Raw genomic sequence first — 22,827 nt, 5'->3', positions numbered from 1 at the left:
GCTCGGGGGGTTATGGATAGTGGTAAGGCGTCAGCGCGGTGCGATCGATGTTTCGATCCAGCCGTTGCAAGGCACTGGCTAATGGACACAGTACGCCCGCGTTTGTGTCGACACAGCCCTCAGCACCGGCCATATCGGCGTGTAACGGCGGCTGAGACATCGACAACGGCGTCAACTGACGAATCTGCTCCAGGGACTGCGCCTCGAACGCCACCCGCAGGAAATAGCGCCCGCTCGCGACCTGCTTGTAGCGCTCGAATTGCAGGCTGCCCACCGGCGGGATATTGCCCTCCAGGTAGTCCCCCAGGGTCCAGCGAAACCCCAGCAGCGTGCGCAGGTAGGAAATATTGGTGTCATGGGCCACCAGCAGGGTGAAACGCGCGTCGGGCGGCATGCCCAGGGGGTCTGGCGCGGCCTGTGGCGTGCCTTGTTTGAGCGCCAGGGAAATCTGGTTCATCAGTTGCGAACCACCGCGGCTGGCGATGTACAGGCTGTCGTTGATGAAGTCGTACTTGGCCTTGGTCAACGCAGTCAGTTGAGACACCTGCTGCGCACTGCGCCCATGGCCAAAGGCGACTTGATCCAGCGGCAAGCCTTCGCTGTACTCCAGGCGAAAGGTCTCGCCGAGGTTGGCTTGGGTGTTCAACCCCTTGATCGCCAGGCGACCGTCTTCATCCTGGGTCAATTGCCAAGGCTCAGCCGCGTAGGCACACGCGCCGGACGTACCGCAGATCACCTTGCGCAATTGCTGTTCAGCCTCGTGGTAACGGGCTTGAGCACCGGCCACGCTACCGCCCATGCGGGCCAGCACGCTGTCTTCAGCGCGCTGCGGGTCCAGGCGAGCGAAAGGCATTTTGTCGGCCTGGAACAGCGCATCCTTATCGCCCTGCACCACGCTCGGTTGCAACCCGCAGCCAGGAAACAGGCCATCGAGCAACGCCGACGCCGTGGCCTGGGTGCGTTGCAGGGGGCTGGCGCGCACAAACACTTCACCGGGCGCCGGGCAGCCATTGGGCAGCAGGCCGGCGGCGCGCAAGACCTGGCCACGATAGCGGCCCATCTCCACGGCCGCTGCGTAACCGTGGCCGGTCAAATGCCCATCCGGCACCGACCAATTGGGCAACCCGCGACCGGTGACCTTGGCCAGTTTCGCACTGTCGGTGGGCGGGCGTACGCCGTGGCGGCTGACCTGCACCACCTTGTCCAGCACAAAACCGTCGGCGGGCGCGGCCTGGGTCTGGAGTGAAACCAGACCGGCCAGTAACAAGGGGGTCAATCGTACGAAGCAAGCGAACATAACGGTGTCCTGTGTCGGGTCTACGGAGGGCCATTCCCACGCTGGACGAACGGGAATGGCCATGCCGGATCAGGGATAGCGGTAAGCGGTCAGCGCCGTGCGGTCAATGGCGCGACCCGTGCGCTCGACAAACTGCGCCATCGGGCACAGGGTACCAACAGCGGTGTGCTGGCAGCCTGGCTGATCGAAGTCGGCTTGCAACGGTGGATGCTCAGGCCCCAGACGTTGCAGGGCGCGTATCTGATCCATGCCCTGGGTGATAAACCGCGTGCGGATAAAGCGCTCACCGGTCTGGGTGTCGCGGTAGCGCTCGAACGCCAAGGTGCCGGTGGGCGGGATATTGCCCGGCTGATACTCGCCAAGTTGCCAGGTAAACCCGAGCATCGTGCGCAGGTGCGAGATATTGGTGTCGTGGGCCACCAGCATCAACAGGCGCGCCGGCGGCGGGTTGCCCAGCGGATCATTTTTCTCCAAGGGAGTGCCCTGTTCCAGGGCCAGCACAATCTGGTTCATCAACTGCGAGCCGCCACGGCTGGCAATGTGCGGCGTGTCGTTGATGAAGTCGTATTTGGCCCGGTGCAGACGCCCCAGGGCCGAGACTTGCGCAGCATCGCGAGCATGGCCGAAGGCGACATCGGTCAGGGGCATGCCCTCGCTGTACTGCAGGCGAATGGTCTCGGCCATCGACGACGCCTTATCCAGCCCCTTGATCTTGAACCGCCCGCCATCCCCTTCTTTCAAGGCCCATGGCGTGTCGAAGAACGGGCACGCCTTGCCCACTTCGCACACCGCGTTTTTCAGGCGCTCCAGGTCCGGGCGCAGGCGCTCCTCGGCGGCTTGCAGGTTACCGCCCAGGGCTTGCAGGATCTGGGCCTTGGCGATGGCCGGGTCGATCTTGGCGAAAGGCATTTCATCTGTCTGGAACAACGGGTCTGGCTTGTTGCGTGCAAGGGCTTTTTCGCCGCAGCCGGGGAACATGCCATCGAGCAGCGCGGCGGCGGTGGAACGCGTGCGCTGCTTGGGACTGGCCACGGCGACCAGGCTCCCAGCTTGCGGACAGCCACTGGCCAACAGGCCGGCATCGCGGTAATACGCCGCTTGCCAGGCGCCCATGTAACTGGCGGCCAGGTAGCCATGGCCGGTCAGTTCGCCATCCTGCACCAGCCATGGGGTCCAGGCACGGCCGGTAGCTTTGACCAGCTTGTCGGTATCGGTGGGTGAGCGCACGCCATGGCGGCTGACCTGCACGGCTTTTTCCAGCACGTAATGGCTGGCTTCGGCAGCCTGGAGGCCGGTGCATAGCGTCAGCGCAGCCGCAGCCAGGCCCATACGATTGAATAGGGTCATGCTCAGGTTCCTTTCATCAGAATTCGTAGGAGAAGCCCACGCGGTAGCGGGCCTGGCGCTGGTCAGTGTTCTTGTCGACATACACGTCGGCCACTTCCAGGTATGGGGTCAAGTAGTTGGTGAGTTTGTATTCGAACAGCAGCTTATTGCTGTAATTCTGGCGTGTACCGTCGAAGACAATCTGATTGCTGTATATCTGCTTGCGCCCGACACCGACCGACAACAGGCCAAACTTGTACTTGGCGCCCAACTCCAGCGCATCGTCGTGTTTATCCGCCTTGCCCTCTTCGTCATACCGCGTGAGTTTGTGGTAATACCCCGGGGTAATGGAGAACTTATCAGTGATGGCATAGGATACTTTCAACGACGGCTTATAGGATTTCTTATCCTTGCCGTCGGCATAGGTGAACTTGGGCTTGACCTTCCACTTGGCCCCCAACTTGTGGCTGTACTTGACCTTGGCCTTGAGTTCTTCCTTGGTCAGCCGCGAAAACGCCTTGCCCGGCTGGCCGTCGCTGTCAGGCGCGGTGGCCATCACCGCTTCGAAGGAGAACGCCAGGCCATTGTCCAGGGCCTGGGTCAGCATCACCTTGTCCTTATGCTCACGCTCCACTTCCGAATACTGGTGCTGGTAGTCCAGTTCCAGCGCCTGGGTGGTGCTAGAGGCAATGACCAGACCAATAAACGAATATCGCCTTAATGCTTTCTTATGATGTCCAGCGCTCAATTTCTTCATGTTTTTACCTGTTATTTTTATTGTGGATGACACGACAACTTTGCTGTTTTACGCGCACAGCGGTACGGCTTCCGATGACTCGGAACGGGTGAAACCAAGAGGTAGTCAGTTAGTTAACGGGGTATCGATCAAAAGCTGTTGTTTTCGTTTACGGCGGTGAACTTGCCCGGAAAACAGCGCGGTCATCAATACCGAAATCAGCGAAGCGCCCAGCCAGAACAGCGACAGGGTATGGAAGTCGTACAGCTTGCTGCCGTCCTGGGCCAGGGTGGTGCCGTGTTCGATCAACACCCCGGTGAGAATCTCGCCCGCCGCTGCCCCGGCGTAGCTGGCAATGCCGATCATGCCCAGCGCTGCACCGGCTGCGCTTTTGGCGGCAATGTCCACGGCCATCAAGCCGCCGAGAAAACACAGCAACGCGCCCATGGAAAGGCCGAACAACATCATGGCCAGCGCATCCAGCCAGTAGTGGCCCCCAGGCAGGAACAGAAACATCCCCAGCGACGCACTGTTCATCAAGCCGAACAGGATCGCCAGGCCATGACGCCGGCCATCGAAGAAGCGATCGGACACCAGCCCACTGAGGCCCGTGCCGACAATGCCGAATACACCGGTGATGGAGATCAGCGCCGAAGCCGACAATGTGTTGTAGCCCTTGGCGTTTTCAAGGAAGAACACGCCCCAGGAAATCACCGCATAGCGGCCGATATACATCAGGCAGGAGGCCAGGGCCAGCAGCCACAGCGCCGGATTTTTCAGGAGTGCCAATTGCGCGCCCCACTTGCCGACGGTCTTCAACAGCACTTCTTCGCGGCCACCGTCCACTTCTGCAAAGCCTGCGCTCTGCGGCGAGTCGGCCATGAACAGGTAGATCAGCAACATACCGAGCACGCCCATGGCAGTCGCCAGGAAATAGCCGTACTGCCAGCCCCAGGTGACGATCACGGCGGCGACTGCGATGTAGGTCAACGCCTCGCCCAGGCTGTGGGCAATCGACCAGAAGCCATAGAACGTGCCGCGCTCCTTGTCGGCGTACCAGCGCGACAACGACACCACGCACGGCCCCACGCCCATGGACTGGGCCCAACCGTTCAGACCCCAGGCCAGGGTGAGAATGATCGCGTTGGTGGTCAGGCCCATGCAGGCGTTGACCACCGCGCTGATCAACAACCCGAGCATCATGAAGCGCCGCACATTGGCATGGTCGGCCAGGAAGCCGTTGACCAGCTTACCCACGGCATAGGTGAAGAACAGCGCGGAACCGATCATGCCCAGTTGCGTTGGGCTGAGCAGGTTCTGCCCCACCAGCGCCGGCTTGGCCACATTGAAGGACAGCCGGCACACGTAGAACAGCGCATAGCTCAGGGACATGGATAAAAAGGTCAGCCAACGCACCCGGCGAAAACGTCGCCCATCGGGGTCGGCCACCAGAGGTCGCGCAGGCGCGGCATGGAACAAGGACAGCAGGGAATTCATGGCGGACAGTCTCCTATTGTTATTATTCGCTGTACGTTCAAACGCAGATCGTAAAAAGGGCTCAAGCCTCCAGTGACGGGCCGATCAACTCGGCCAGTTGCGGGTACACCTGGGCGCTGGCCACCAGCAACGGGTTGCCGCCGAGCAGACCATCACCGCGCAGGAAATCGCTGCAACGGCCACCGGCTTCACTGACCAGCACCAACCCCGCCGCACAATCCCAACTGTTGATATGGGTTTCGTAGTAGCCCACCAGGCGCCCAGCCGCGACGTAGGCGATCATCAGCGCGCCGGAACCATTGCGAATAAACATGCCGCCGCCCTCCAGCAAGCCAGTGAGAAACGGGATGAAGTGCTCCTTGCCACGCCGGTGGGAGGTGCCGACGCCGGTCACACCGTATCGAATATCGGCGGCCGGGCTGACCCGGATCGGCGTGTCATTCACATAGGCGCCCAGGCCGCGGCAGGCGTGGAACAGCTCGTTGTGGTTGGCGTCGGCCACGGCACCGAGCCAGGGTTGACCGTCCACCAGCAGGCCGATGGACACGCACCAGGTGTGCAGGCCATTGACGAAGCAACTGGTACCGTCAATGGGGTCGACCACCCACACACAACGCGCTTGCAAGCCGGCCGCGCCGCCCTCCTCGCCCACGAAGCCATCCTCGGGAAACTGCTCGGCCAGGCGCGCCTTGATAAACACCTCCAACTCGCGGTCGGCGATGCTGACCACGTCCTGGGGGACAGCCCCTTTATGTTCAACATGCAATTGCTCGCGCTGCTGGTAATACGTCATGCCACGCCGCGCGGCTTCCATCGCGACCTGACGCACCAGCGCGTAACGCGCGGCCAGATGATCGAGGCGCGGTAATGTCTCTGCTTGTGTCATAAGCCTTACCTTCAGCGTCGATTGCACACGTGTGCAATCGTTCGGGAAAAAAAAGTGAAGGCACGCCTTTTTGGGGAGGCCGGCCATTCACCGATTACTGCCCATACAACACGAAATAAATTTTCTCTTCAAGCTATTATTGAAATTTTATTTCTGAATTTTCGTCGTGCCGCGTTCGATCAAGGTCACAGGCACCGGCTCGAATTCAGCGACCCGCATGAAGTTCTCCCCCCGCGCGACAATAGCACCGACGGCGCGTTGCGCCAGTTGCACACTGTCCTGGCGCACGGTGGTCAGGTCGTAGGCCAATTGCGCAGCCTGGGCGATATCGTCAAAGCCGATCACCTGCACCTGTTGCGGCACCTGGAGGTGCAACGTAAAGCGCAATGCGTCCATCACCCCGAGTGCCAGCATATCGGTTGCACAGAAGATCGCGTCCGGTCCCTCCCCCTGGCTGAACAACGCCAGCAACGCCTGCATGCCGCCCTGATAACCCGGGGTTTCATTAAACACCGTCTGCGCCTCGACCCCCACCTCGGCCAGGCGCTGGGAAAACCCCAGCCAGCGCTCGCGGCTGCTGAAGTTATGCGCGCCCTGGCCCACAAACGCCAGGCGCCGCGCGCCGCCCTTGAGCAAGGCATCGGCAGCCATACGCCCACCGGCGCGGTTATCACTGCCCACCACTTCAGCCCCGGCCAGTTCATGGCCACGGTTGATCATCGCCACCGGAATCTGCCGATCCAGGTAATGCTGGACCACCGACAACGGCGGCGAGGCCGAGGTCAGGATCACCCCGGCAATCTGGTAGCTGAGCAACGCATGCAACGACTGCTCAAGCTGCGCCGGGTCATCGGCATTCATCAACAAGGGCATCAAGCCACGACGGCTCAGGCTATGGGCGATGGGGCTCAAGAGGCTGGCGCGAAACGCACTGTCGAAACCGGCAGTGACCACACCGACAAAGTTGCTGCTGCCCTTGTTCATGGTGCGGGCAATCATATTGACCTGATAACCCAGGGCCTTGGCCGAGGCCAGCACCTTTTCGCGGGTGGCGGGGGCCACGCTGGCACCCGGGGTGAACGTGCGCGACACCGCCGAGCGCGAAACACCGGCATGCCGGGCCACATCCAGGGACGTAATCACGTTTTTTTCAGAGGTGTCCATCGGCAATCGACCACTGCAAAAGAGCCGATACGGTAATGGCAAACGCAGCCCAGGGAAAGCGCGGCAATGGCGCATTCTTGAGGCTCGCGCGAAGCCGGTGCTACCATGCCCGACCGCCTGTCCTGGCAAGGAAACATCCCGTGCTCAGTTTCATAGATACGTTTCTCTTTTGGCGAGTGGCTGTTGTCGTCAGGCAAGGAGCCGCGACGACTCATAGCTCGCTAGGGGGAGGAGCGGCGACGCAGAATGGCGGCAACAGACGCCGTCAAAAAAAAACAGTATCTGTGAGACTGAGCACTTTATGAGCACCATTCGCGAGCGCAACAAAGAAAAGATCCTGCGGGCGGCCAGCGAGGAGTTTGCCGACAAGGGCTTCGCCGCGACCAAGACCAGCGACATCGCCGCCAAGGCCGGGTTGCCCAAGCCCAACGTCTATTACTACTTCAAGTCCAAGGACAACCTCTACCGCGAGGTGCTCGAGAGCATTATCGAGCCGATCCTGGCGGCTTCCACGCCGTTCAACCCCGAGGGTGAGCCTTCGGTGGTGCTCAGCAACTACATCCGCTCGAAAATCCGTATCTCCCGCGACCTGCCGTTCGCCTCCAAGGTGTTCGCCAGCGAAATCATGCATGGCGCCCCGCACCTGAGCACCGAGCAGGTTGAACAGCTCAACGCCCAGGCCAAGCACAATATCGACTGCATCCAGAGCTGGGTGGATCGCGGGTTGATTGCACCGATCGATCCAAATCACCTGATGTTCAGCATCTGGGCGGCGACGCAGACATATGCGGATTTTGACTGGCAGATCTCGGCGGTGACCGGCAAAGCCAAGCTGGATGAGGCCGATTATGAAGCCGCGGCGCAGACGATTATTCGGTTGGTGCTCAAGGGGTGTGAGCCGGACTGATACACCGGGGGGCCTGGGCCAATCGGGGGCAAGCCCCCTCCCACAATTTTGACCATGTTCGCAGTTCAAAATGTGGGAGGGGCTTGCCCCCGATGAGGCCCTGACAGTCACCCAATCCTCAAGCTGACACCCCCGCATCCGCCATCAACCCCACCCCCTCGATCGCCGTGATCGCACACTGCTCGTCAATATCCGACGTATCCCCACTGATCCCGATCGCCCCCAACACCAACCCCGCCTGATCGCGAATCAACACCCCGCCCGGTGCCGGCACCACGCTGCCCTGCCCCAGGCTGTTCAACGCCGCGATAAACGCCGGGCGCTGCTGCGCATCCAGCGCCAGCAGGCGTGAGCCTTTGCCCAAGGCGATCGCCCCCCAGGCCTTGCCGATGGCGATTTGCGGGCGCAGCAGGCTGGCACCGTCTTCCCGTTGCAAGGTGATCAAGTGACCGCCGCTGTCCAGTACCGCGATGGTCAGCGGCGCGGCTGAAATCGTACGGCCAGCGGTAAGGGCCTGGCTGGCCAGTTGGGTGGCAATTTTCAAGGTTAAAGCGCTCATGGTGCCGTCCTTATCTTGTTATGGGTAACGCCGTGGAGGTCTGTTTGATCAGATGCTCGATCAAACAAATAGAACACAATTATTTTATTTATTGTATACAATATTTCTTAACAAACCCTCCATCCGTCGAAAAACTGCCTTCCGACGAACGCAAAGGACCGCACATAAAATGCATTGACCTATGTCGCTCGCCGTGAATACACTTTGGACAAACACCACTTGTATACAATTACAAAACGCAAGAGGCACCAAAACAATGAGCAAAATGAGAGCAATCGAAGCCGCCGTTTTAGTGATGCGCCGTGAAGGCGTGGACACCGCCTTCGGTATCCCAGGCGCCGCGATCAACCCACTGTATTCGGCCTTGCAGAAAGTGGGTGGCATCGATCACGTCCTTGCTCGCCACGTTGAAGGCGCCTCGCACATGGCCGAGGGCTACACCCGCACCAAGGCCGGCAATATCGGCGTGTGCATCGGCACTTCGGGCCCGGCGGGCACCGATATGGTCACCGGCCTCTACAGCGCCTCGGCCGACTCGATCCCGATCCTGTGCATCACCGGCCAGGCGCCGCGGGCACGCATGCACAAGGAAGACTTCCAGGCCGTGGACATCACCAGCATCGTCAAGCCGGTGACCAAATGGGCAACCACCGTCCTGGAACCCGGCCAGGTGCCCTACGCGTTCCAGAAAGCCTTCTACGAAATGCGCTCCGGCCGCCCCGGTCCGGTGCTGATCGACCTGCCGTTCGACGTGCAGATGGCCGAGATCGAATTCGATATCGACGCCTACCAGCCACTGCCCCTGGCCAAACCCCTGGCCACACGCATCCAGGTGGAGAAAGCCCTGGCACTGCTGGACCAGGCCGAACGCCCGCTGCTGGTAAGCGGTGGCGGCGTGATCAACGCCGACGCCAGCGAGCTGCTGGTGGAGTTCGCCGAGCTGACCGGCATTCCAGTGATCCCGACCCTGATGGGCTGGGGCACCATCCCGGACGATCACCCGCTGATGGTGGGCATGGTCGGCCTGCAAACCTCCCACCGTTACGGCAACGCCACGCTGCTCAAGTCAGATGTGGTGCTGGGCATCGGCAACCGCTGGGCCAACCGCCACACGGGCTCGGTGGAGGTGTACACCCAGGGGCGTAAATTCATTCACGTCGACATCGAGCCGACGCAGATCGGCCGCGTCTTCACCCCCGACCTGGGTATTGTTTCCGACGCGGGCGCCGCCCTGACGATGTTTATCGAAGTGGCCCGCGAGTGGAAAGCCGCAGGCTTACTCAAGGACCGCAGCGCCTGGCTGCATGATTGCCAGCAGCGCAAAGCCACCCTGCACCGCAAGACCCACTTCGACAACGTGCCGGTCAAGCCGCAACGGGTGTACGAAGAGATGAACCAGGTGTTCGGCAAAGACACCTGCTACGTCAGCACCATCGGCCTGTCGCAGATTGCCGGCGCGCAATTCCTGCACGTCTACCAGCCACGCCATTGGATCAACTGCGGCCAGGCTGGCCCATTGGGCTGGACCATCCCGGCAGCGCTGGGCGTGGTCAAGGCCGACCCGAGCCGCAAAGTGGTGGCGCTGTCCGGCGACTATGACTTCCAGTTCATGATCGAAGAGCTGGCCGTGGGCGCGCAGTTCAAGCTGCCGTACATCCACGTGGTGGTGAACAACTCCTACCTGGGGCTGATCCGCCAGGCCCAGCGTGGCTTTGAAATGGACTACTGCGTGCAGCTGTCCTTCGACAACCTCAACGCCCCGGAACTCAACGGCTATGGCGTGGACCACGTCGCGGTTGCCGAAGGCCTGGGGTGCAAGGCCCTGCGCGTGTTCGAGCCGAGCCAGATTGCGCCGGCGTTGCGCAAGGCCGAGGCGATGATCGAAGAATTCAAGGTCCCGGTGATCGTTGAGATTATTCTGGAGCGCGTGACCAATATTTCCATGGGCACCGAGATCAACGCCGTCAATGAATTCGAAGACCTGGCCTTGGTCGGCAATGATGCGCCGACCGCCATTTCCCTGCTCGATTAAGGAGAACCCTATGCCGCGCTTCGCCGCCAACCTGTCCATGCTGTTTACCGAACAGGACTTTCTTGCTCGCTTCAAAGCCGCTGCCGAGGCAGGCTTCAGTGGGGTGGAATACCTGTTCCCCTACGAGTTCAGCTCAGCCGACATCAAGGCACAGTTGGATGCCCATGGCCTGACCCAAGTGCTGTTCAACCTGCCGGCCGGTGACTGGGCCAAGGGCGAACGCGGCCTGGCCTGCCACCCGGATCGGGTCGAGGAATTCCGCGCGGGGGTCAACTTGGCCATCGCCTATGCCCAGGTGCTGGGTAATACGCAGGTCAACTGCCTGGCGGGTATCCGGCCCCAGGGCGTTGATGATGCAACCCTGGAAAAAACCTTTGTCGCCAACCTCAAGTACGCCGCCGACAAACTGCAAGCAGTGGGCATCAAGCTGGTGATGGAGGCGATCAATACCCGTGATATTCCAGGCTTCTACCTGAATAACACCGCCCAGGCCCTGTCGATCCGCGAGCAGGTGGGCAGTGCCAACCTGTTCCTGCAATACGACATCTATCACATGCAAATCATGGAAGGTGATCTGGCCCGCACCATGGCCGCGCACCTGAGTGAGATCAACCATATCCAGCTGGCGGATAACCCGGGGCGTAATGAGCCGGGGACTGGGGAGATCAACTATCGCTTCCTGTTCGAACATCTGGATCGGATTGGGTACCAGGGTTGGGTGGGCTGTGAGTACAAGCCGTTGACCACCACCGAAGCGGGTTTGGGTTGGCTCAAAACCCATAACGCCATCTGACAGGCACCACCCAAAACCAAAATGTGGGCGGGGGCTTGCCCCCGATGGCGGCGAGTCAGTCAACACCATTTCGTCTAACACACCGCTATCGGGAGCAAGCCCCCTCCCACCTTGAATCTGCGGTGTCTGGCGGACCGCGCTAATAAAAAGAGGATTTCATCATGGCTAAAATCGGATTTATCGGCACCGGCATCATGGGCCAACCCATGGCTGCCAACCTGCAAAAAGCCGGTCACCAACTGTTCCTGTCCGAGCATCACGGCAAGGCGCCAGAAGCACTGATCGCAGCCGGTGCCGTGGCCCTGGCCAACCCGCAGCAAGTTGCCCAGGAAGCCGAGTTCATCATCGTCATGGTGCCCGACACCCCGCAGGTCGATGACGTGCTGTTCCGCGCCGACGGCGTGGCTGCCGGGTTGTCGCCGAACAAGGTGGTGATCGACATGAGCTCGATCTCGCCCACTGCGACCAAAGCGTTCGCCGCCAAGATCAACGAGACCGGCGCACAGTACCTGGATGCCCCGGTGTCCGGCGGTGAAGTCGGCGCCAAGGCCGGCACCTTGAGCATCATGGTCGGCGGCGAACCGCAGACCTTTGAGCGTGCCCTGCCGCTGTTCCAGGCCATGGGCAAGAACATCACCCTGGTCGGTGGCAATGGCGATGGCCAGACCGCCAAGGTGGCCAACCAGATCATCGTCGCGCTGAATATCCAGGCGGTGGCCGAAGCGCTGCTGTTCGCGGCCAAAAACGGCGCCGACCCGGCCAAGGTACGTGAAGCGCTGATGGGTGGCTTTGCCTCGTCGAAGATCCTCGAAGTGCACGGCGAACGCATGATCAAGGGCACCTTCGATCCGGGCTTTCGCATCAACCTGCATCAGAAGGACCTGAACCTGGCGCTGGCCGGGGCCAAGGAACTGGGGATCAACCTGCCGAACACCGCCGGCACCCAACAGGTATTCAGCACCTGCACGGCGATTGGCGGCGGTAACTGGGATCACTCGGCGTTGATCAAGGGGTTGGAGCATATGGCGAATTTCTCGATTCGCGATAAATAACCCCTCTACACAGTCCCCTGTAGGAGCGAGCGCGCTCGCGAAAAACCCGAGAGCGCCACTGGGTATCAGGTTACCCGCGTTATCGTTAACGACCTTCGCGAGCAAGCTCGCTCCTACAGGTTGCACCACCTTTCCAATAATAAAAATTCCCCGGAGCCCGCTTATGTCGGTCGATCCGCAACACCTGCTTCGCGAGCTGTTTGCCACAGCCATCGACGCTGCCCACCCCCGGCAAGTCCTTGAACCCTACCTGCCCGCCGACCGCAGCGGTCGGGTGATCGTGATCGGCGCCGGCAAAGCCGCGGCCGCCATGGCGCTGGTGGTGGAAAATTGCTGGCAAGGTGAAGTCAGCGGCCTGGTGGTCACCCGCTATGGCCACGGCGCGCCGTGCCAGAAAATCGAAGTGGTCGAAGCCGCGCATCCGGTCCCGGATGCGGCCGGACTGGCCGTGGCCAAGCGAGTGCTCGAACTGATCAGCCACCTTGGCGAAGACGATCGCGTGATCTTCCTGCTCTCTGGTGGCGGCTCTGCCCTGCTGGCCCTGCCCGCCGAAGGCATCAGCCTGGCCGACAAACAGGCCGTCAACAAGGCCCTGCTCAAGTCCGGCGCGACCATCGGCGAGATGAACTGCGTACGCAAGCATCTCTCGGCGATCAAGGGCGGGCGGCTGGCCAAGGCCGCCTGGCCGGCGACGGTCTATACCTATGCAATTTCCGATGTGCCGGGTGACCAGGCCACGGTCATCGCTTCCGGCCCGACCGTTGGCGACCCAAGTACGTCACAACAGGCCCTGGCGATCCTCAACCGCTACGGCATCGACACCCCGGCATCCGTGCGCAGCTGGTTGCAAAACCCGGCGTCAGAAACCATCAAGCCCGGCGACCCGATACTGACCCGCAGCCACTTCCAACTGATCGCCCGCCCCCAGCAATCCCTGGAAGCCGTCGCGGTTAAAGTGCGCCAGGCCGGTTTCAGCCCGCTGATCCTCGGCGACCTCGAGGGCGAAGCGCGGGAGGTGGCCAAGGTGCACGCCGGTATCGCGCGGCAGATCGTGCAGCACGGCCAACCGCTGGCGGCGCCGTGCGTGATCCTCTCGGGGGGCGAAACCACCGTCACCGTACGTGGCGATGGCCGTGGCGGGCGCAATGCGGAATTCCTGCTGAGCCTCACCGATAGCCTCAAGGGCTTGCCCGGCGTGTACGCCCTGGCCGGCGACACTGACGGCATCGACGGCTCGGAAGACAACGCCGGCGCCATCATGACCCCGTGCAGTTACGCGCGTGCCGAAGCGCTGGGCCTTTCAGCCAGCGATGAGTTGGATAACAACAACGGCTACGGCTACTTCGCCGCCCTCGACGGCTTGATCATCACCGAACCGACCCGCACCAACGTCAACGATTTTCGCGCCATTCTGATTCTTGAGACTGCCCAACATGACGCCTGACAAGAAAGTCAAAATCCTCGCCACCCTGGGCCCGGCCACCGACGGTATCGATCACATCCGCGAACTGGTGGAAGCCGGGGTGAATATCTTCCGCCTCAACTTCAGCCACGGCGAGCATGCCGATCACGCCCAGCGCTACCAATGGATTCGCCAGGTGGAGCGCCAGCTCAATTACCCGTTGGGCATCCTCATGGACCTGCAAGGGCCGAAGCTGCGGGTCGGGCGTTTTGCCGAGGGCAAAGTGCAACTGGTGCGTGGCCAGGCGTTGCGCCTGGACCTGGACCCGACGCCGGGTGACCAGTGCCGGGTCAACCTGCCCCACCCGGAAATCATCAAGGCCCTGGAACCGGGCATGGACCTGCTGCTGGACGACGGCAAACTGCGCCTGCGGGTGATCACCAGGCACACCGATGCCATCGACACCACCGTACTCAATGGCGGCGAACTGTCTGACCGCAAAGGCGTGAACGTCCCACAGGCGCTGCTGGAACTCAGCCCGCTGACCGCCAAGGATCGTCGTGACCTGAGTTTCGGCCTGGAGCTGGGCGTGGACTGGGTGGCACTGTCATTCGTACAGCGCCCGGAAGACATCCGCGAAGCCCGCGAGCTGATTGGCGACAAAGCCTTCCTGATGGCCAAGATCGAGAAGCCTTCGGCCGTGCAGCGCCTGCACGAAATTGCCGAACTGAGCGATGCGATCATGGTGGCCAGAGGCGACTTGGGCGTGGAGGTACCGGCCGAAAGCGTGCCGCAAATCCAGAAGGACATCATCAGCACCTGCCGCCAGTTGGGCAAACCGGTGGTGGTGGCCACGCAGATGCTTGAATCCATGCGCTTCTCCCCGGCGCCGACCCGCGCCGAAGTCACCGATGTTGCCAATGCGGTAGCCGAAGGCGCAGATGCGGTGATGCTGTCGGCGGAGACGGCGTCGGGCGAGTACCCACTGGAAGCCGTGCAGATGATGAGCAAGATCATCCGCCAGGTGGAAAACGGCCCGGACTACCAGGCCCAACTCGACGTCAGCCGGCCCAAGGCGGATGCCACGGTGTCGGATGCCATCAGCTGCGCGATCCGGCGCATCAGCAGCATCCTGCCGGTGGCGGTGCTGGTGAACTACAGCGAGTCGGGCAGCTCCAGCTTGCGCGCGGCGCGGGAACGGCCGGTGGCGCCGATCCTCAACCTCACGCCGAACCTCTCGACCGCGCGACGCTTGAGCGTGGCGTGGGGCGTGCACTCGGTGGTCAATGACCGGCTGCGCCAGGTGGATGAAGTGTGCTCGACGGCGCTGGAGATCGCCCAGGCCCAGGGCATGGCGCAACGCGGGGATACCTTGGTGATTACCGCCGGGGTGCCATTTGGGCAGCCGGGGTCGACCAACTCGCTGCGCATCGAGACGCTGATCTAGCGCCTGTCAGGGCCCCATCGGGGGCAACTCGGTCCCACTGAATACCCACCATGCCCAACCCAACCTGCCCCGACTGGGCCGAAGCCCTGCTCAACGGCTTCAGCCAGATTGTCCTGCAACGCCATCCGCTGTGCGGCCTGCTGTGCCTGCTGGCAATCCTGATCGGCGCCCCGGCTTTGCTCGGTGGCGCGCTGCTGGGTGGCGTGGCGGGCTTGCTCACGGCCCAGCGTCGCGGTTATCCCAAGGCTGAGCGCCAGGCCGGGCTTTATAGCTACAACGGCGTGTTAGTGGGCGTGTTGATCAGTCAGCAGTTCGCCTGGACGGCCGTGCTGCCACCGTTGATCCTGGCGTGCGGCGGCTTGAGTGCGATCCTGATGCGGCAATGGTTGAAACGCGCCAGCCAGCCCGATGACTTGCCGGCCTATACCGCGCCTTTTGTCGGCCTGGGTTGGTTGCTGCTGGGAACAGTCCCCGCGAGCACGCTTACCCCGGCCCAACCCGACATCGTTTCCCTCAGCGCCGCGCCGTTGACCGGGCTCGCGCAAATCATGCTGTTGGATCAGCCCCAGGCCGGCGCCCTGATTGCCCTCGGCCTGTGGCTGGCGAATCGACGCTCCGCGATATGGGCCTTGACCGGCACCAGTGCCGGCGTGCTGCTTGCGCTGTGGCTGAAGGAGCCCACCAGCGCCCTGCTCGGCCTGCACAGCTACAACCCTGCGCTGGCGGCGTTGGCGCTCAGCCAGGTGCGTTGCCAAGCGTGGCTGCCGCTGCTTGGCATCCTGCTGACCATCATCCTCACGCCCGGCTTTGCCGCCCTGCACCTGCCAGCGCTGACCGCGCCGTTCATCCTCGCCTGCTGGCTGGTGCGCGCCAGCCTTCGCGTGCTTCGGAAACCGCGCATGGACAGCCCCTTTGAATCCCCCTAGGCTTGCTCGATATTCGATTCAGGCGGGCTTTATGGACAGCAACAACGACTGGCGTCAGCGACTCTACGTCATGGTTTTTCAGAGCGACACCGTCGCCGGACGGCGCTTCGACGGCATCCTGCTGTTGATCATCCTCGCCAGCCTGGTGATCGTGATGCTCGACAGCATCGACCAGATCCACCAGAACTACGCCGATGTGCTGGCCTACATTGAATGGGGCTTTACGCTGATCTTCCTGATCGAGTACGGGTTGCGCCTGTACTGCTCGCCCAAGCCGTTGCGCTACGCCTTCAGCTTTTACGGGCTGGTGGATTTGCTCGCCATCGTGCCCGGCATCCTTGCGCTGTATTACAGCGACGCGCAGTACCTGCTGATCATCCGCATCATCCGCATGCTGCGGATTTTCCGCGTGCTCAAGCTCAGCCCCTACCTCAAGCAGGCCAACTACCTGATGGCGGCGCTGCGCGGCAGCAAGCAGAAGATTGTGGTGTTCCTGGTGAGCGTGTGCACCCTGGTGACGGTGTTCGGCACCTTGATGTACGTGATCGAAGGCCCGGAACACGGCTTTACCAGTATCCCCAAAGGCATCTATTGGGCGATCGTGACCCTGACCACCGTGGGCTTCGGCGATATCGTGCCAAAGACACCGCTGGGCCAGGTGATTTCCTCGCTGGTGATGATCACCGGTTACTCGATCATTGCCGTGCCCACGGGTATTTTTACCGCGGAGCTGGCCAGTGCCATGCGTGGCGAGCAACTGCACACCGACTGCCCGGTGTGCAAGAAGGACAGCCACGAGCCCAACGCAGCATTTTGCTCGCGCTGCGGCAGCAATCTTTTTAAGAAAGTGGAATAAGCAAAGTTCTTTTTAATCTTTAAACGACTATGCCGCCCCAGCTATAGTCGCTGGCAATGTGCCTCCCCCTCTTCTCGAACAACAAGGAATGAGCAGTGAAAAAATTCGTTAGCGCCTCTCTCCTGGCCGCCGGCCTTGCCCTGGCGGGCGCCGTCCAGGCTGCACCGGTCACCCTGCTCAACGTCTCCTATGACGTGATGCGCGACTTCTACAAGGACTACAACGCCGCCTTCCAGAAGCACTGGGAAGCCGAGCACCCGAACGACAAGCTGACGTTGCAGATGTCCTTCGGCGGTTCCAGCAAACAAGCGCGCTCGGTGATCGACGGCCTGCCGGCTGACGTGATCACCATGAATATGGCCACTGACATCAACGCCCTGGTCGACAACGGCAAGCTGGTACCGGACAACTGGGTAACACGCCTGCCGAACAACAGCGCACCGTTCACCTCCGCCACCGTGTTTATCGTGCGCAAGGGCAACCCCAAAGCCCTGAAAGACTGGCCTGACCTGCTCAAGGATGGCGTGCAAGTGATCGTGCCCAACCCGAAAACCTCGGGTAACGGCCGCTACACCTACCTGTCGGCCTGGGGTTATGTGCTCAAGAACGGCGGTGATGAAGAGAAGGCCAAGGCGTTTGTCGGCAAGCTGTTCAAGCAAGCGCCAGTGCTGGATACCGGCGGCCGTGCAGCCACCACCACGTTCATGACCAACCAGATCGGCGACGTGCTGGTGACCTTTGAAAACGAAGCGGAAATGATCGCCCGTGAATTCGGCCGCGATCAATTCGAAGTGATCTACCCAAGCGTCTCCGCCGAGGCCGAGCCGCCGGTGTCCGTGGTCGACAAAGTGGTCGAGAAAAAAGGCACCCGCGTGGCCGCTGAAGATTACCTGAAGTACCTGTGGTCGCCAGAAGGCCAGGAAATCGCGGCCAACAACTACCTGCGCCCACGTGACCCGAAGGTGCTGGCCAAGTACACCGACCGCTTCCCGAAAGTCGACTTCCTGTCGGTGGAGAAGACTTTTGGTGACTGGCGTACCGTGCAGAAGACCCACTTCAATGATGGTGGGGTGTTCGACCAGATCTATTCCGGTCAATAACTGAAGAAACGCGGTAAACATGTGGGAGGGGGCTTGCCCCCGATGGCAGTGCATCAGTGAGACATCTGTCGACTGACACTCCGCCATCGGGGGCAAGCCCCCTCCCACATTTAGTTTTGTGGTTGGTGTTACATCGGCGGTGTCACGCCATCCTTGCCGGCGGAAATCGCCTGGGCCGTGATCGTTCCGTCCTTGCCCTGTGCCGCGAACAACACCACCTTGACCCCCGGTTTAAGCAAGCTACGGTCTCCTGGCTCCAGGTTGACGATCGGCACATCCTCCGGCACCACAATCTTCTGCTCGCCGCCCTTGTACTTCACCGTCAATGTGCGCCCGTTACTGACGACCAGGTCGCCGACGGTGCCGTTGGTCATGCTGCTGCCTTCCTTCAGGTCGAACGCCCGATGCCCGTCACCCGTGCCGGCCATCGCCGGTGGGAACACGTGGACTTCCAGGGCGGTCAGGGTGCCGTCGGCGTTGGGCATGGCGGCCGAGCCGATGTAGCTGCCCGGTTTGATCTCATCGATCTTGGCCAGGGTCACGGCGCGGACCTGGGTGGCCTGGGTCAGGTGCACAGTCACCTCTTCACCACTGTTGACCTTGACGTGCATGGCGTCGCCGTCCATCGCGGTGATGGCGCCGCGCACGCCTACCCGCGGCGCCTCCGCGGCGTGGGCGAGGCCGACGGCCATCGCGGCGGCCAGGCTTGACGCCAGGAGCATCTTGTTCAGCGTGATCTTCATGGCACTGGATTTCCTGTTTCGGCAGTTATGACTGAATGTATCATTGCCCTTCGACCCGAAAATTAACGTTTCAGTCATTAATGCCCGGCATGAGTGTTATCACCACAAACGGCCTACTGCCCGCCGGGCCTTGTCTTTATTCTCGCTCGCCATCTTCCTTCGCTTTTATGAGAACACCATGAACGCTACCTCATACGCTGCAAGCACCATGACCCGCGGGATGGTGATGCTGTTTGCGTTTTGCTGCGGCGCCATCGTCGCCAATATCTACTATGCACAACCGATCATCGAACTCATCGCACCGGACATCGGCCTGACGCCGGCGATGGCCAGCCTGATCGTATCGCTGACGCAAATCGGCTACGCCCTGGGCCTGTTTTTCCTGGTCCCCCTGGGTGACTTGCTGGAGAACCGCAAGCTGATGATCGCCACCACCGTGGTAGCCATTGCCAGCCTGTTGGGCGCGGCGTTCACCGAGCAGCCGAACTTGTTCCTGCTGGTGTCGCTGCTGATCGGCTTCAGTTCGGTGTCGGTGCAGATCCTGATCCCATTGGCCGCGCACCTGGCGCCGGCCGAGTCGCGGGGACGGGTGGTGGGCAGCATCATGGGCGGCCTGCTGCTGGGCATCCTGCTGGCACGGCCGGTGTCCAGCGTGGTGGCGGATCATTTTGGCTGGCGGGCGATGTTCATGGCGGCGGCAGCGTTGATGGCGTTTATCAGCGTGGTGCTGATGCTGACCATCCCCAAGCGTCAACCGGATCACTCCGCCAGTTACGGCCAACTGCTGCGCTCCCTCGGCACCTTGCTGCGTGATCAACCGCTGCTGCGCCAACGCGCCTTTTATCAAGGCTGCATGTTCGCCACCTTCAGCCTGTTCTGGACCGCCGCCCCGCTGGAGTTGGTGCGCAACCACGGCCTGAGCCAGACCCAGATTGCGATCTTCGCCCTGGTCGGCGCCATCGGTGCCATCGCCGCCCCCATCGCCGGGCGCCTGGCCGATGCCGGCCACACCCACCGTGCTTCGCTGCTGGCCATGATCTTTGCGGTGTTGAGCTTCCTGCCGGCCTTCGTCCACCCGCTGTACAGCGTGATCGGCCTGGCGGTGACCGGCGTGGTCCTGGACTTCTGCGTACAGATGAACATGGTCCTCGGCCAACGCGCCATCTACGCCCTTGACGCCAACAGCCGCAGCCGCCTGAACGCGCTGTACATGACCAGCATTTTCATCGGCGGCGCCTTCGGTTCGGCGATTGCCAGCAGCGTGTACGAACACGGCGGCTGGCTGGGCGTGATGCTGGTGGGCAGCGCGTTCCCGTTGCTGGCGTTACTGCGCTTCCTCAGTGCATCGCGGCAGGCGGCGGTCGCCACCGCCTAAGAGCGCACCAACTTCTCCAAAGCCGCGTCCGCCAGAAATGACGAGCGGCTTTTGACCTTGTGCTCGCGCACATACCGGTCGATGCGCTGGATGACATAGCCGGGCAAGGTCACATTGACCTTCTCGGTCTTGCCCAGATAGGGCGAGATGTCCAACTCCAGCATCCCCCAGCCCATCCCCGCATAGTCTGCGTGGGCGTAATGATCGGCCACCGACGTGGGCATCGGAATCACCCCACCCTCTGCGGCGATCTCCTGCAGCCGGATGTGCGCGACCTCCACAGCAGCGTTGTACGCTTCTTCAAAACTGTCCCCGGCAGTGACGGCGCCTGGAATATCGGGGATCTGGATACCGGTAGCGGTGAAGTCATCGCCCCATTCGATACAGATTGGGTATTGCATGAATGCTCTCCTTAAAACTGAAACAACCCGGCGCGTTTCCTGATGCTTCTGACGGTGCCCAGCGGCAGATCCTTCTTGGGATGCGCACGGGATCTATGGGCGGTGTTCCCCACAGGCAGGATGACGAGCGCCAAGGCGCGGGCGTTTGTGGAATATGTGGAAGGGTTATTGGCTTAGCACTGCACGCTTGAACCGTGGGATAGGTCCATTCAACCACTATCAGGATGTGCCAGCACTGCCTCGACGCTCCTGGTGCGGCTGGCGATCCACATCCGGAGGTCGGTGTCGAATAACAGCTCGTCGACGCGGCGCAAACGTGCGTAATAGTCGTAAGGGTCGGCATGGGGCACACCCTGAAACCCCCCGGTACGCGCCGGCGCACTCGACCGGGATTTGCCGCACGTTACCGGCCCAGCAGGGTCAAGCACACGCCGAGTGCCCTTGGTCGAGGCAGCACAGCAGACGCTCGACGGTGTGCTCCAATGGGCCGGAGTTATCCAGCACAAACAGTCCTGCCTCATTGCCGGCGATCAGTTGCGCGGTGAACCGCGCATTGCGCGCCAGGCGTTCTTCAATATCTGGCAAAGACTCACGCCCACGCGCAATCAGGCGCTGGCGCAACACGACCTGGTCAACCGTCAGCAACAACACCAGCAACGTCGGGTAGCGCTCACGGGTTTGCGCCAGGTGCGCACGGGAGCCATTGACCAACACGTCCTCCCCCGCCGCCAGCCACTCGTCAATTTGCCTGGGAATCCCGTAGGACAGCCCATTGGCCTGCCAGCTCAGGGCAAACGCGCCCTCGGCCTCCATCGCGGCAAACTGTTCGGGGCTCACCCCTTGCGCGGCCTCGCCCACGGCTTCCGCCGAACGGGTAATCACGCGGCGCACCAAGCGGCAGCCGCGCTCGGCCAAGCGGGGTCGTGCCGCATCCAGCAGGCTGTCCTTGCCCGAACCCGATGGCCCGATGAGATAGATCAACCTGCCTGCCATGAAAACACCCTCTTTGCTTGTCGCCATATGTGTTGCACTACAGGACGCCTTTACAGCTCTGGGCTTGCCGTCGGCTGCTCGCGTCGTCATCACTGGAAAGTCTATCCAGCAACCGTTGGGTCGCCAGGCCGGAGGTGGCCACACTACCCGAGTACGCCCCACCGCGCATCACGTTCGACGCGGCCATCATTGGGCGAAAGCGGTCGATTCCATACCGACCCAGCAGCGAGGGAATGTCGGCACATCCGCCGATATAGCCTGGGCCGGGGCAAAACAAGACTTTTCCTACGGCTCGCCCTGGATCGGGCACGCATGATGTCGAGCGAGCTGTACGCAGGAGGGCATGCCCCTGCCGGGTTTCCATCCCCCGGCGCCCAATCTGCGTACGGCTCGTTCTTTCTTATGCCGCCTCATCGTTAGGACCGGCGCTACACAGATTTCGGGTGGCGTTCGATCACCTCTCCGCGCCGTGGCTTGATAGCGCGCAGATCTAAACCCTGATGCCAGTCAGTCAAGAGATAGAACGAACAAAGAGTAACCTGTGGCGAGCGGGCTTGTTGTGGCGAGCGGGCTTGCCCCGCGTTGGGCTGCGAAGCGGCCCCAATAAGGCCACCGCGTTTCTCCAGGCATATTAAATCGCCAGGTTTTGGGGCTGCTTCGCAGCCCAACGCGGGCAAGCCCTAATGCCGTTCAGTTAAGCGTACATCGCCTTCTGTAGGAGCGAGCTTGCTCGCGAAAAACGTCAACGATAACGCGTGTTTCCTGAGTGAACGCGGCGCCTGTGAGTTCTTCGCGAGCAAGCTCGCTCCTACAAAAAAGCCTTAACTGAACGGCATTAGGGCAAGCCCGCTCGCCACAACAAGCCCGCTCAGCACAGCAAGCACGCTCGGCACAGTTACAGGGTAATGACTGGCATTACCCGAAGGTCGGCTTTTGTCATTGGGCGTACTGCCTGCTCAACCCCGGCGGCACGCCGTGCACGTCGGTGTCTTCCCAAGGCCCGTTGGGGCTGATGGAGCGGCTCCAGCCGTTGCTCCAGCGGTAGTAGGTGCGCTGGCGGTAGAAGGTGTCAGGCTGGTCGTCCAGTACGTATACCTGCATCTTGCCGTCCCAGTGGCTGGCGGCGCCGGGGGGTGGGGCGAAGGTGGGTGACGAGGTTGGCACAGGTTTCGGTGCCGGGGTCACCGGGCCGGAGGGCCTGGTGCTCGGCTGGGTCGATGGGCCCGGCGGGATGGTCGGGCCGGTGGGCGCGGGAGGTCGGTGGACCGCACAAGCGCTCAGCCCCAGTACCAGGCTGAGCAAGGTGATACGTGCAAATGCGGTCATAGGCGTTTC

Annotated in this window: 21 protein-coding genes and 1 pseudogene; 10 read left to right on the top strand and 12 right to left on the bottom strand. The window is 61.7% G+C overall.

The window, feature by feature from the left end; genetic code table 11:
• Positions 1–10: 10 nt before the first annotated feature.
• The 6 genes from P2T68_RS10305 to P2T68_RS10280 all read right to left on the bottom strand — a co-directional run bounded on the left by P2T68_RS10305 (position 11) and on the right by P2T68_RS10280 (position 6,906).
• Positions 11–1,297, bottom strand: a complete 1,287-nt coding sequence (locus P2T68_RS10305) for a histidine-type phosphatase (protein WP_041160877.1) — start codon at positions 1,295–1,297, stop codon at positions 11–13.
• 69 nt (positions 1,298–1,366) lie between these two features.
• A complete protein-coding gene (locus P2T68_RS10300; RefSeq protein WP_024074289.1) occupies positions 1,367–2,644 on the bottom strand; it encodes a histidine-type phosphatase in 1,278 nt (425 codons plus the stop codon).
• A 16-nt stretch (positions 2,645–2,660) separates the two neighbouring features.
• Positions 2,661–3,380: an oligogalacturonate-specific porin KdgM family protein gene (locus P2T68_RS10295; protein WP_277379326.1), complete on the bottom strand. Its 720-nt coding sequence runs from the start codon at positions 3,378–3,380 to the stop codon at positions 2,661–2,663.
• 105 nt (positions 3,381–3,485) lie between these two features.
• Positions 3,486–4,856, bottom strand: coding sequence for an MFS transporter (locus P2T68_RS10290; RefSeq protein WP_024074287.1), 1,371 nt, complete (start codon positions 4,854–4,856; stop codon positions 3,486–3,488).
• 61 nt (positions 4,857–4,917) lie between these two features.
• A complete protein-coding gene (locus P2T68_RS10285; RefSeq protein ID WP_024074286.1) occupies positions 4,918–5,742 on the bottom strand; it encodes an inositol monophosphatase family protein in 825 nt (274 codons plus the stop codon).
• 147 nt (positions 5,743–5,889) lie between these two features.
• Entirely contained in the window at positions 5,890–6,906 is a 1,017-nt protein-coding gene (locus P2T68_RS10280; RefSeq protein WP_024074285.1) for a LacI family DNA-binding transcriptional regulator, read from the bottom strand.
• 301 nt (positions 6,907–7,207) lie between these two features.
• On the opposite strand from P2T68_RS10280, the gene P2T68_RS10275 reads away from it, so the two are divergent.
• Positions 7,208–7,813, top strand: coding sequence for a TetR/AcrR family transcriptional regulator (locus P2T68_RS10275; protein WP_024074284.1), 606 nt, complete (start codon positions 7,208–7,210; stop codon positions 7,811–7,813).
• A 118-nt stretch (positions 7,814–7,931) separates the two neighbouring features.
• Here P2T68_RS10275 and P2T68_RS10270 read toward each other — a convergent pair whose 3' ends face one another.
• Positions 7,932–8,372 carry a heme-binding protein gene (locus tag P2T68_RS10270; RefSeq protein ID WP_024074283.1) on the bottom strand — a complete coding sequence of 147 codons (441 nt, stop codon included), beginning with the start codon at positions 8,370–8,372 and terminating at the stop codon, positions 7,932–7,934.
• Positions 8,373–8,628: 256 nt separating this feature from the next.
• On the opposite strand from P2T68_RS10270, the gene gcl reads away from it, so the two are divergent.
• The 8 genes from gcl (at position 8,629) to P2T68_RS10230 (ending at position 17,980) form a co-directional block, all read left to right on the top strand.
• Positions 8,629–10,404: a glyoxylate carboligase gene (gcl, locus tag P2T68_RS10265; RefSeq protein ID WP_024074282.1), complete on the top strand. Its 1,776-nt coding sequence runs from the start codon at positions 8,629–8,631 to the stop codon at positions 10,402–10,404.
• A 10-nt stretch (positions 10,405–10,414) separates the two neighbouring features.
• A complete protein-coding gene (gene hyi, locus P2T68_RS10260) occupies positions 10,415–11,197 on the top strand; it encodes a hydroxypyruvate isomerase (protein WP_069075577.1) in 783 nt (260 codons plus the stop codon).
• 161 nt (positions 11,198–11,358) lie between these two features.
• The gene (locus tag P2T68_RS10255) at positions 11,359–12,249 is read left to right on the top strand and encodes a 2-hydroxy-3-oxopropionate reductase (RefSeq protein ID WP_024074280.1); all 891 of its coding nucleotides are present in this window, start codon (positions 11,359–11,361) and stop codon (positions 12,247–12,249) included.
• Positions 12,250–12,412: 163 nt separating this feature from the next.
• Positions 12,413–13,693 carry a glycerate kinase gene (locus P2T68_RS10250; protein WP_024074279.1) on the top strand — a complete coding sequence of 427 codons (1,281 nt, stop codon included), beginning with the start codon at positions 12,413–12,415 and terminating at the stop codon, positions 13,691–13,693.
• On the top strand, positions 13,683–15,098 hold the full coding sequence (pyk, locus tag P2T68_RS10245) for a pyruvate kinase (RefSeq protein ID WP_024074278.1): 1,416 nt from the start codon (positions 13,683–13,685) through the stop codon (positions 15,096–15,098). Before P2T68_RS10250 ends, pyk begins: the two co-directional genes overlap by 11 nt.
• A 50-nt stretch (positions 15,099–15,148) precedes the next feature.
• Entirely contained in the window at positions 15,149–16,024 is an 876-nt protein-coding gene (locus tag P2T68_RS10240) for an urea transporter (protein ID WP_069075575.1), read from the top strand.
• Positions 16,025–16,055: 31 nt separating this feature from the next.
• The gene (locus P2T68_RS10235; protein ID WP_024074276.1) at positions 16,056–16,880 is read left to right on the top strand and encodes an ion transporter; all 825 of its coding nucleotides are present in this window, start codon (positions 16,056–16,058) and stop codon (positions 16,878–16,880) included.
• A 95-nt stretch (positions 16,881–16,975) separates the two neighbouring features.
• Entirely contained in the window at positions 16,976–17,980 is a 1,005-nt protein-coding gene (locus tag P2T68_RS10230; protein WP_024074275.1) for a sulfate ABC transporter substrate-binding protein, read from the top strand.
• A 128-nt stretch (positions 17,981–18,108) separates the two neighbouring features.
• Here the strand turns inward: P2T68_RS10230 and P2T68_RS10225 are convergent, their stop codons facing one another.
• Positions 18,109–18,723, bottom strand: a complete 615-nt coding sequence (locus tag P2T68_RS10225) for a DUF5666 domain-containing protein (RefSeq protein ID WP_024074274.1) — start codon at positions 18,721–18,723, stop codon at positions 18,109–18,111.
• Positions 18,724–18,901: 178 nt separating this feature from the next.
• On the opposite strand from P2T68_RS10225, the gene P2T68_RS10220 reads away from it, so the two are divergent.
• Positions 18,902–20,098: an MFS transporter gene (locus tag P2T68_RS10220; RefSeq protein ID WP_277379325.1), complete on the top strand. Its 1,197-nt coding sequence runs from the start codon at positions 18,902–18,904 to the stop codon at positions 20,096–20,098.
• On the opposite strand, the gene P2T68_RS10215 is transcribed toward P2T68_RS10220, so the two are convergent.
• From P2T68_RS10215 to P2T68_RS10205, 4 genes and pseudogenes are all read right to left on the bottom strand, one after another.
• Positions 20,095–20,499, bottom strand: coding sequence for a type II toxin-antitoxin system HicB family antitoxin (locus tag P2T68_RS10215; protein WP_069075574.1), 405 nt, complete (start codon positions 20,497–20,499; stop codon positions 20,095–20,097). The genes P2T68_RS10220 and P2T68_RS10215 overlap by 4 nt on opposite strands.
• Before the next feature lie 11 nt (positions 20,500–20,510).
• Positions 20,511–20,582 (bottom strand): annotated as a pseudogene (locus tag P2T68_RS35170) (type II toxin-antitoxin system HicA family toxin); the annotation flags it as partial.
• 337 nt (positions 20,583–20,919) lie between these two features.
• Entirely contained in the window at positions 20,920–21,492 is a 573-nt protein-coding gene (phnN, locus tag P2T68_RS10210) for a phosphonate metabolism protein/1,5-bisphosphokinase (PRPP-forming) PhnN (RefSeq protein ID WP_024074272.1), read from the bottom strand.
• 936 nt (positions 21,493–22,428) lie between these two features.
• Positions 22,429–22,818: a hypothetical protein gene (locus P2T68_RS10205; protein ID WP_024074270.1), complete on the bottom strand. Its 390-nt coding sequence runs from the start codon at positions 22,816–22,818 to the stop codon at positions 22,429–22,431.
• Positions 22,819–22,827: the final 9 nt, after the last annotated feature.

It is taken from the genome of Pseudomonas sp. G11, from assembly GCF_029457515.1.
Classification (GTDB): Bacteria; Pseudomonadota; Gammaproteobacteria; order Pseudomonadales; family Pseudomonadaceae; genus Aquipseudomonas; species Aquipseudomonas gorinensis.
The sequence above is the reverse complement of the archived record's forward strand: the minus strand, read 5'-3'. Positions and strand labels throughout refer to the sequence as shown.

Coding starts and splice junctions, on each gene's coding strand:
- phnN (WP_024074272.1), bottom strand. CDS start 21,492: ATGGCAGGCAGGTTGATCTATCTCATCGGGCCATCGGGTTCGGGCAAG.
- pyk (WP_024074278.1), top strand. CDS start 13,683: ATGACGCCTGACAAGAAAGTCAAAATCCTCGCCACCCTGGGCCCGGCC.
- P2T68_RS10275 (WP_024074284.1), top strand. CDS start 7,208: ATGAGCACCATTCGCGAGCGCAACAAAGAAAAGATCCTGCGGGCGGCC.
- P2T68_RS10250 (WP_024074279.1), top strand. CDS start 12,413: ATGTCGGTCGATCCGCAACACCTGCTTCGCGAGCTGTTTGCCACAGCC.
- gcl (WP_024074282.1), top strand. CDS start 8,629: ATGAGCAAAATGAGAGCAATCGAAGCCGCCGTTTTAGTGATGCGCCGT.
- P2T68_RS10220 (WP_277379325.1), top strand. CDS start 18,902: ATGAACGCTACCTCATACGCTGCAAGCACCATGACCCGCGGGATGGTG.
- P2T68_RS10285 (WP_024074286.1), bottom strand. CDS start 5,742: ATGACACAAGCAGAGACATTACCGCGCCTCGATCATCTGGCCGCGCGT.
- P2T68_RS10205 (WP_024074270.1), bottom strand. CDS start 22,818: ATGACCGCATTTGCACGTATCACCTTGCTCAGCCTGGTACTGGGGCTG.
- P2T68_RS10240 (WP_069075575.1), top strand. CDS start 15,149: ATGCCCAACCCAACCTGCCCCGACTGGGCCGAAGCCCTGCTCAACGGC.
- P2T68_RS10270 (WP_024074283.1), bottom strand. CDS start 8,372: ATGAGCGCTTTAACCTTGAAAATTGCCACCCAACTGGCCAGCCAGGCC.
- P2T68_RS10305 (WP_041160877.1), bottom strand. CDS start 1,297: ATGTTCGCTTGCTTCGTACGATTGACCCCCTTGTTACTGGCCGGTCTG.
- P2T68_RS10215 (WP_069075574.1), bottom strand. CDS start 20,499: ATGCAATACCCAATCTGTATCGAATGGGGCGATGACTTCACCGCTACC.
- P2T68_RS10290 (WP_024074287.1), bottom strand. CDS start 4,856: ATGAATTCCCTGCTGTCCTTGTTCCATGCCGCGCCTGCGCGACCTCTG.
- P2T68_RS10255 (WP_024074280.1), top strand. CDS start 11,359: ATGGCTAAAATCGGATTTATCGGCACCGGCATCATGGGCCAACCCATG.
- P2T68_RS10235 (WP_024074276.1), top strand. CDS start 16,056: ATGGACAGCAACAACGACTGGCGTCAGCGACTCTACGTCATGGTTTTT.
- P2T68_RS10300 (WP_024074289.1), bottom strand. CDS start 2,644: ATGACCCTATTCAATCGTATGGGCCTGGCTGCGGCTGCGCTGACGCTA.
- P2T68_RS10225 (WP_024074274.1), bottom strand. CDS start 18,723: ATGAAGATCACGCTGAACAAGATGCTCCTGGCGTCAAGCCTGGCCGCC.
- P2T68_RS10295 (WP_277379326.1), bottom strand. CDS start 3,380: ATGAAGAAATTGAGCGCTGGACATCATAAGAAAGCATTAAGGCGATAT.
- P2T68_RS10280 (WP_024074285.1), bottom strand. CDS start 6,906: ATGGACACCTCTGAAAAAAACGTGATTACGTCCCTGGATGTGGCCCGG.
- hyi (WP_069075577.1), top strand. CDS start 10,415: ATGCCGCGCTTCGCCGCCAACCTGTCCATGCTGTTTACCGAACAGGAC.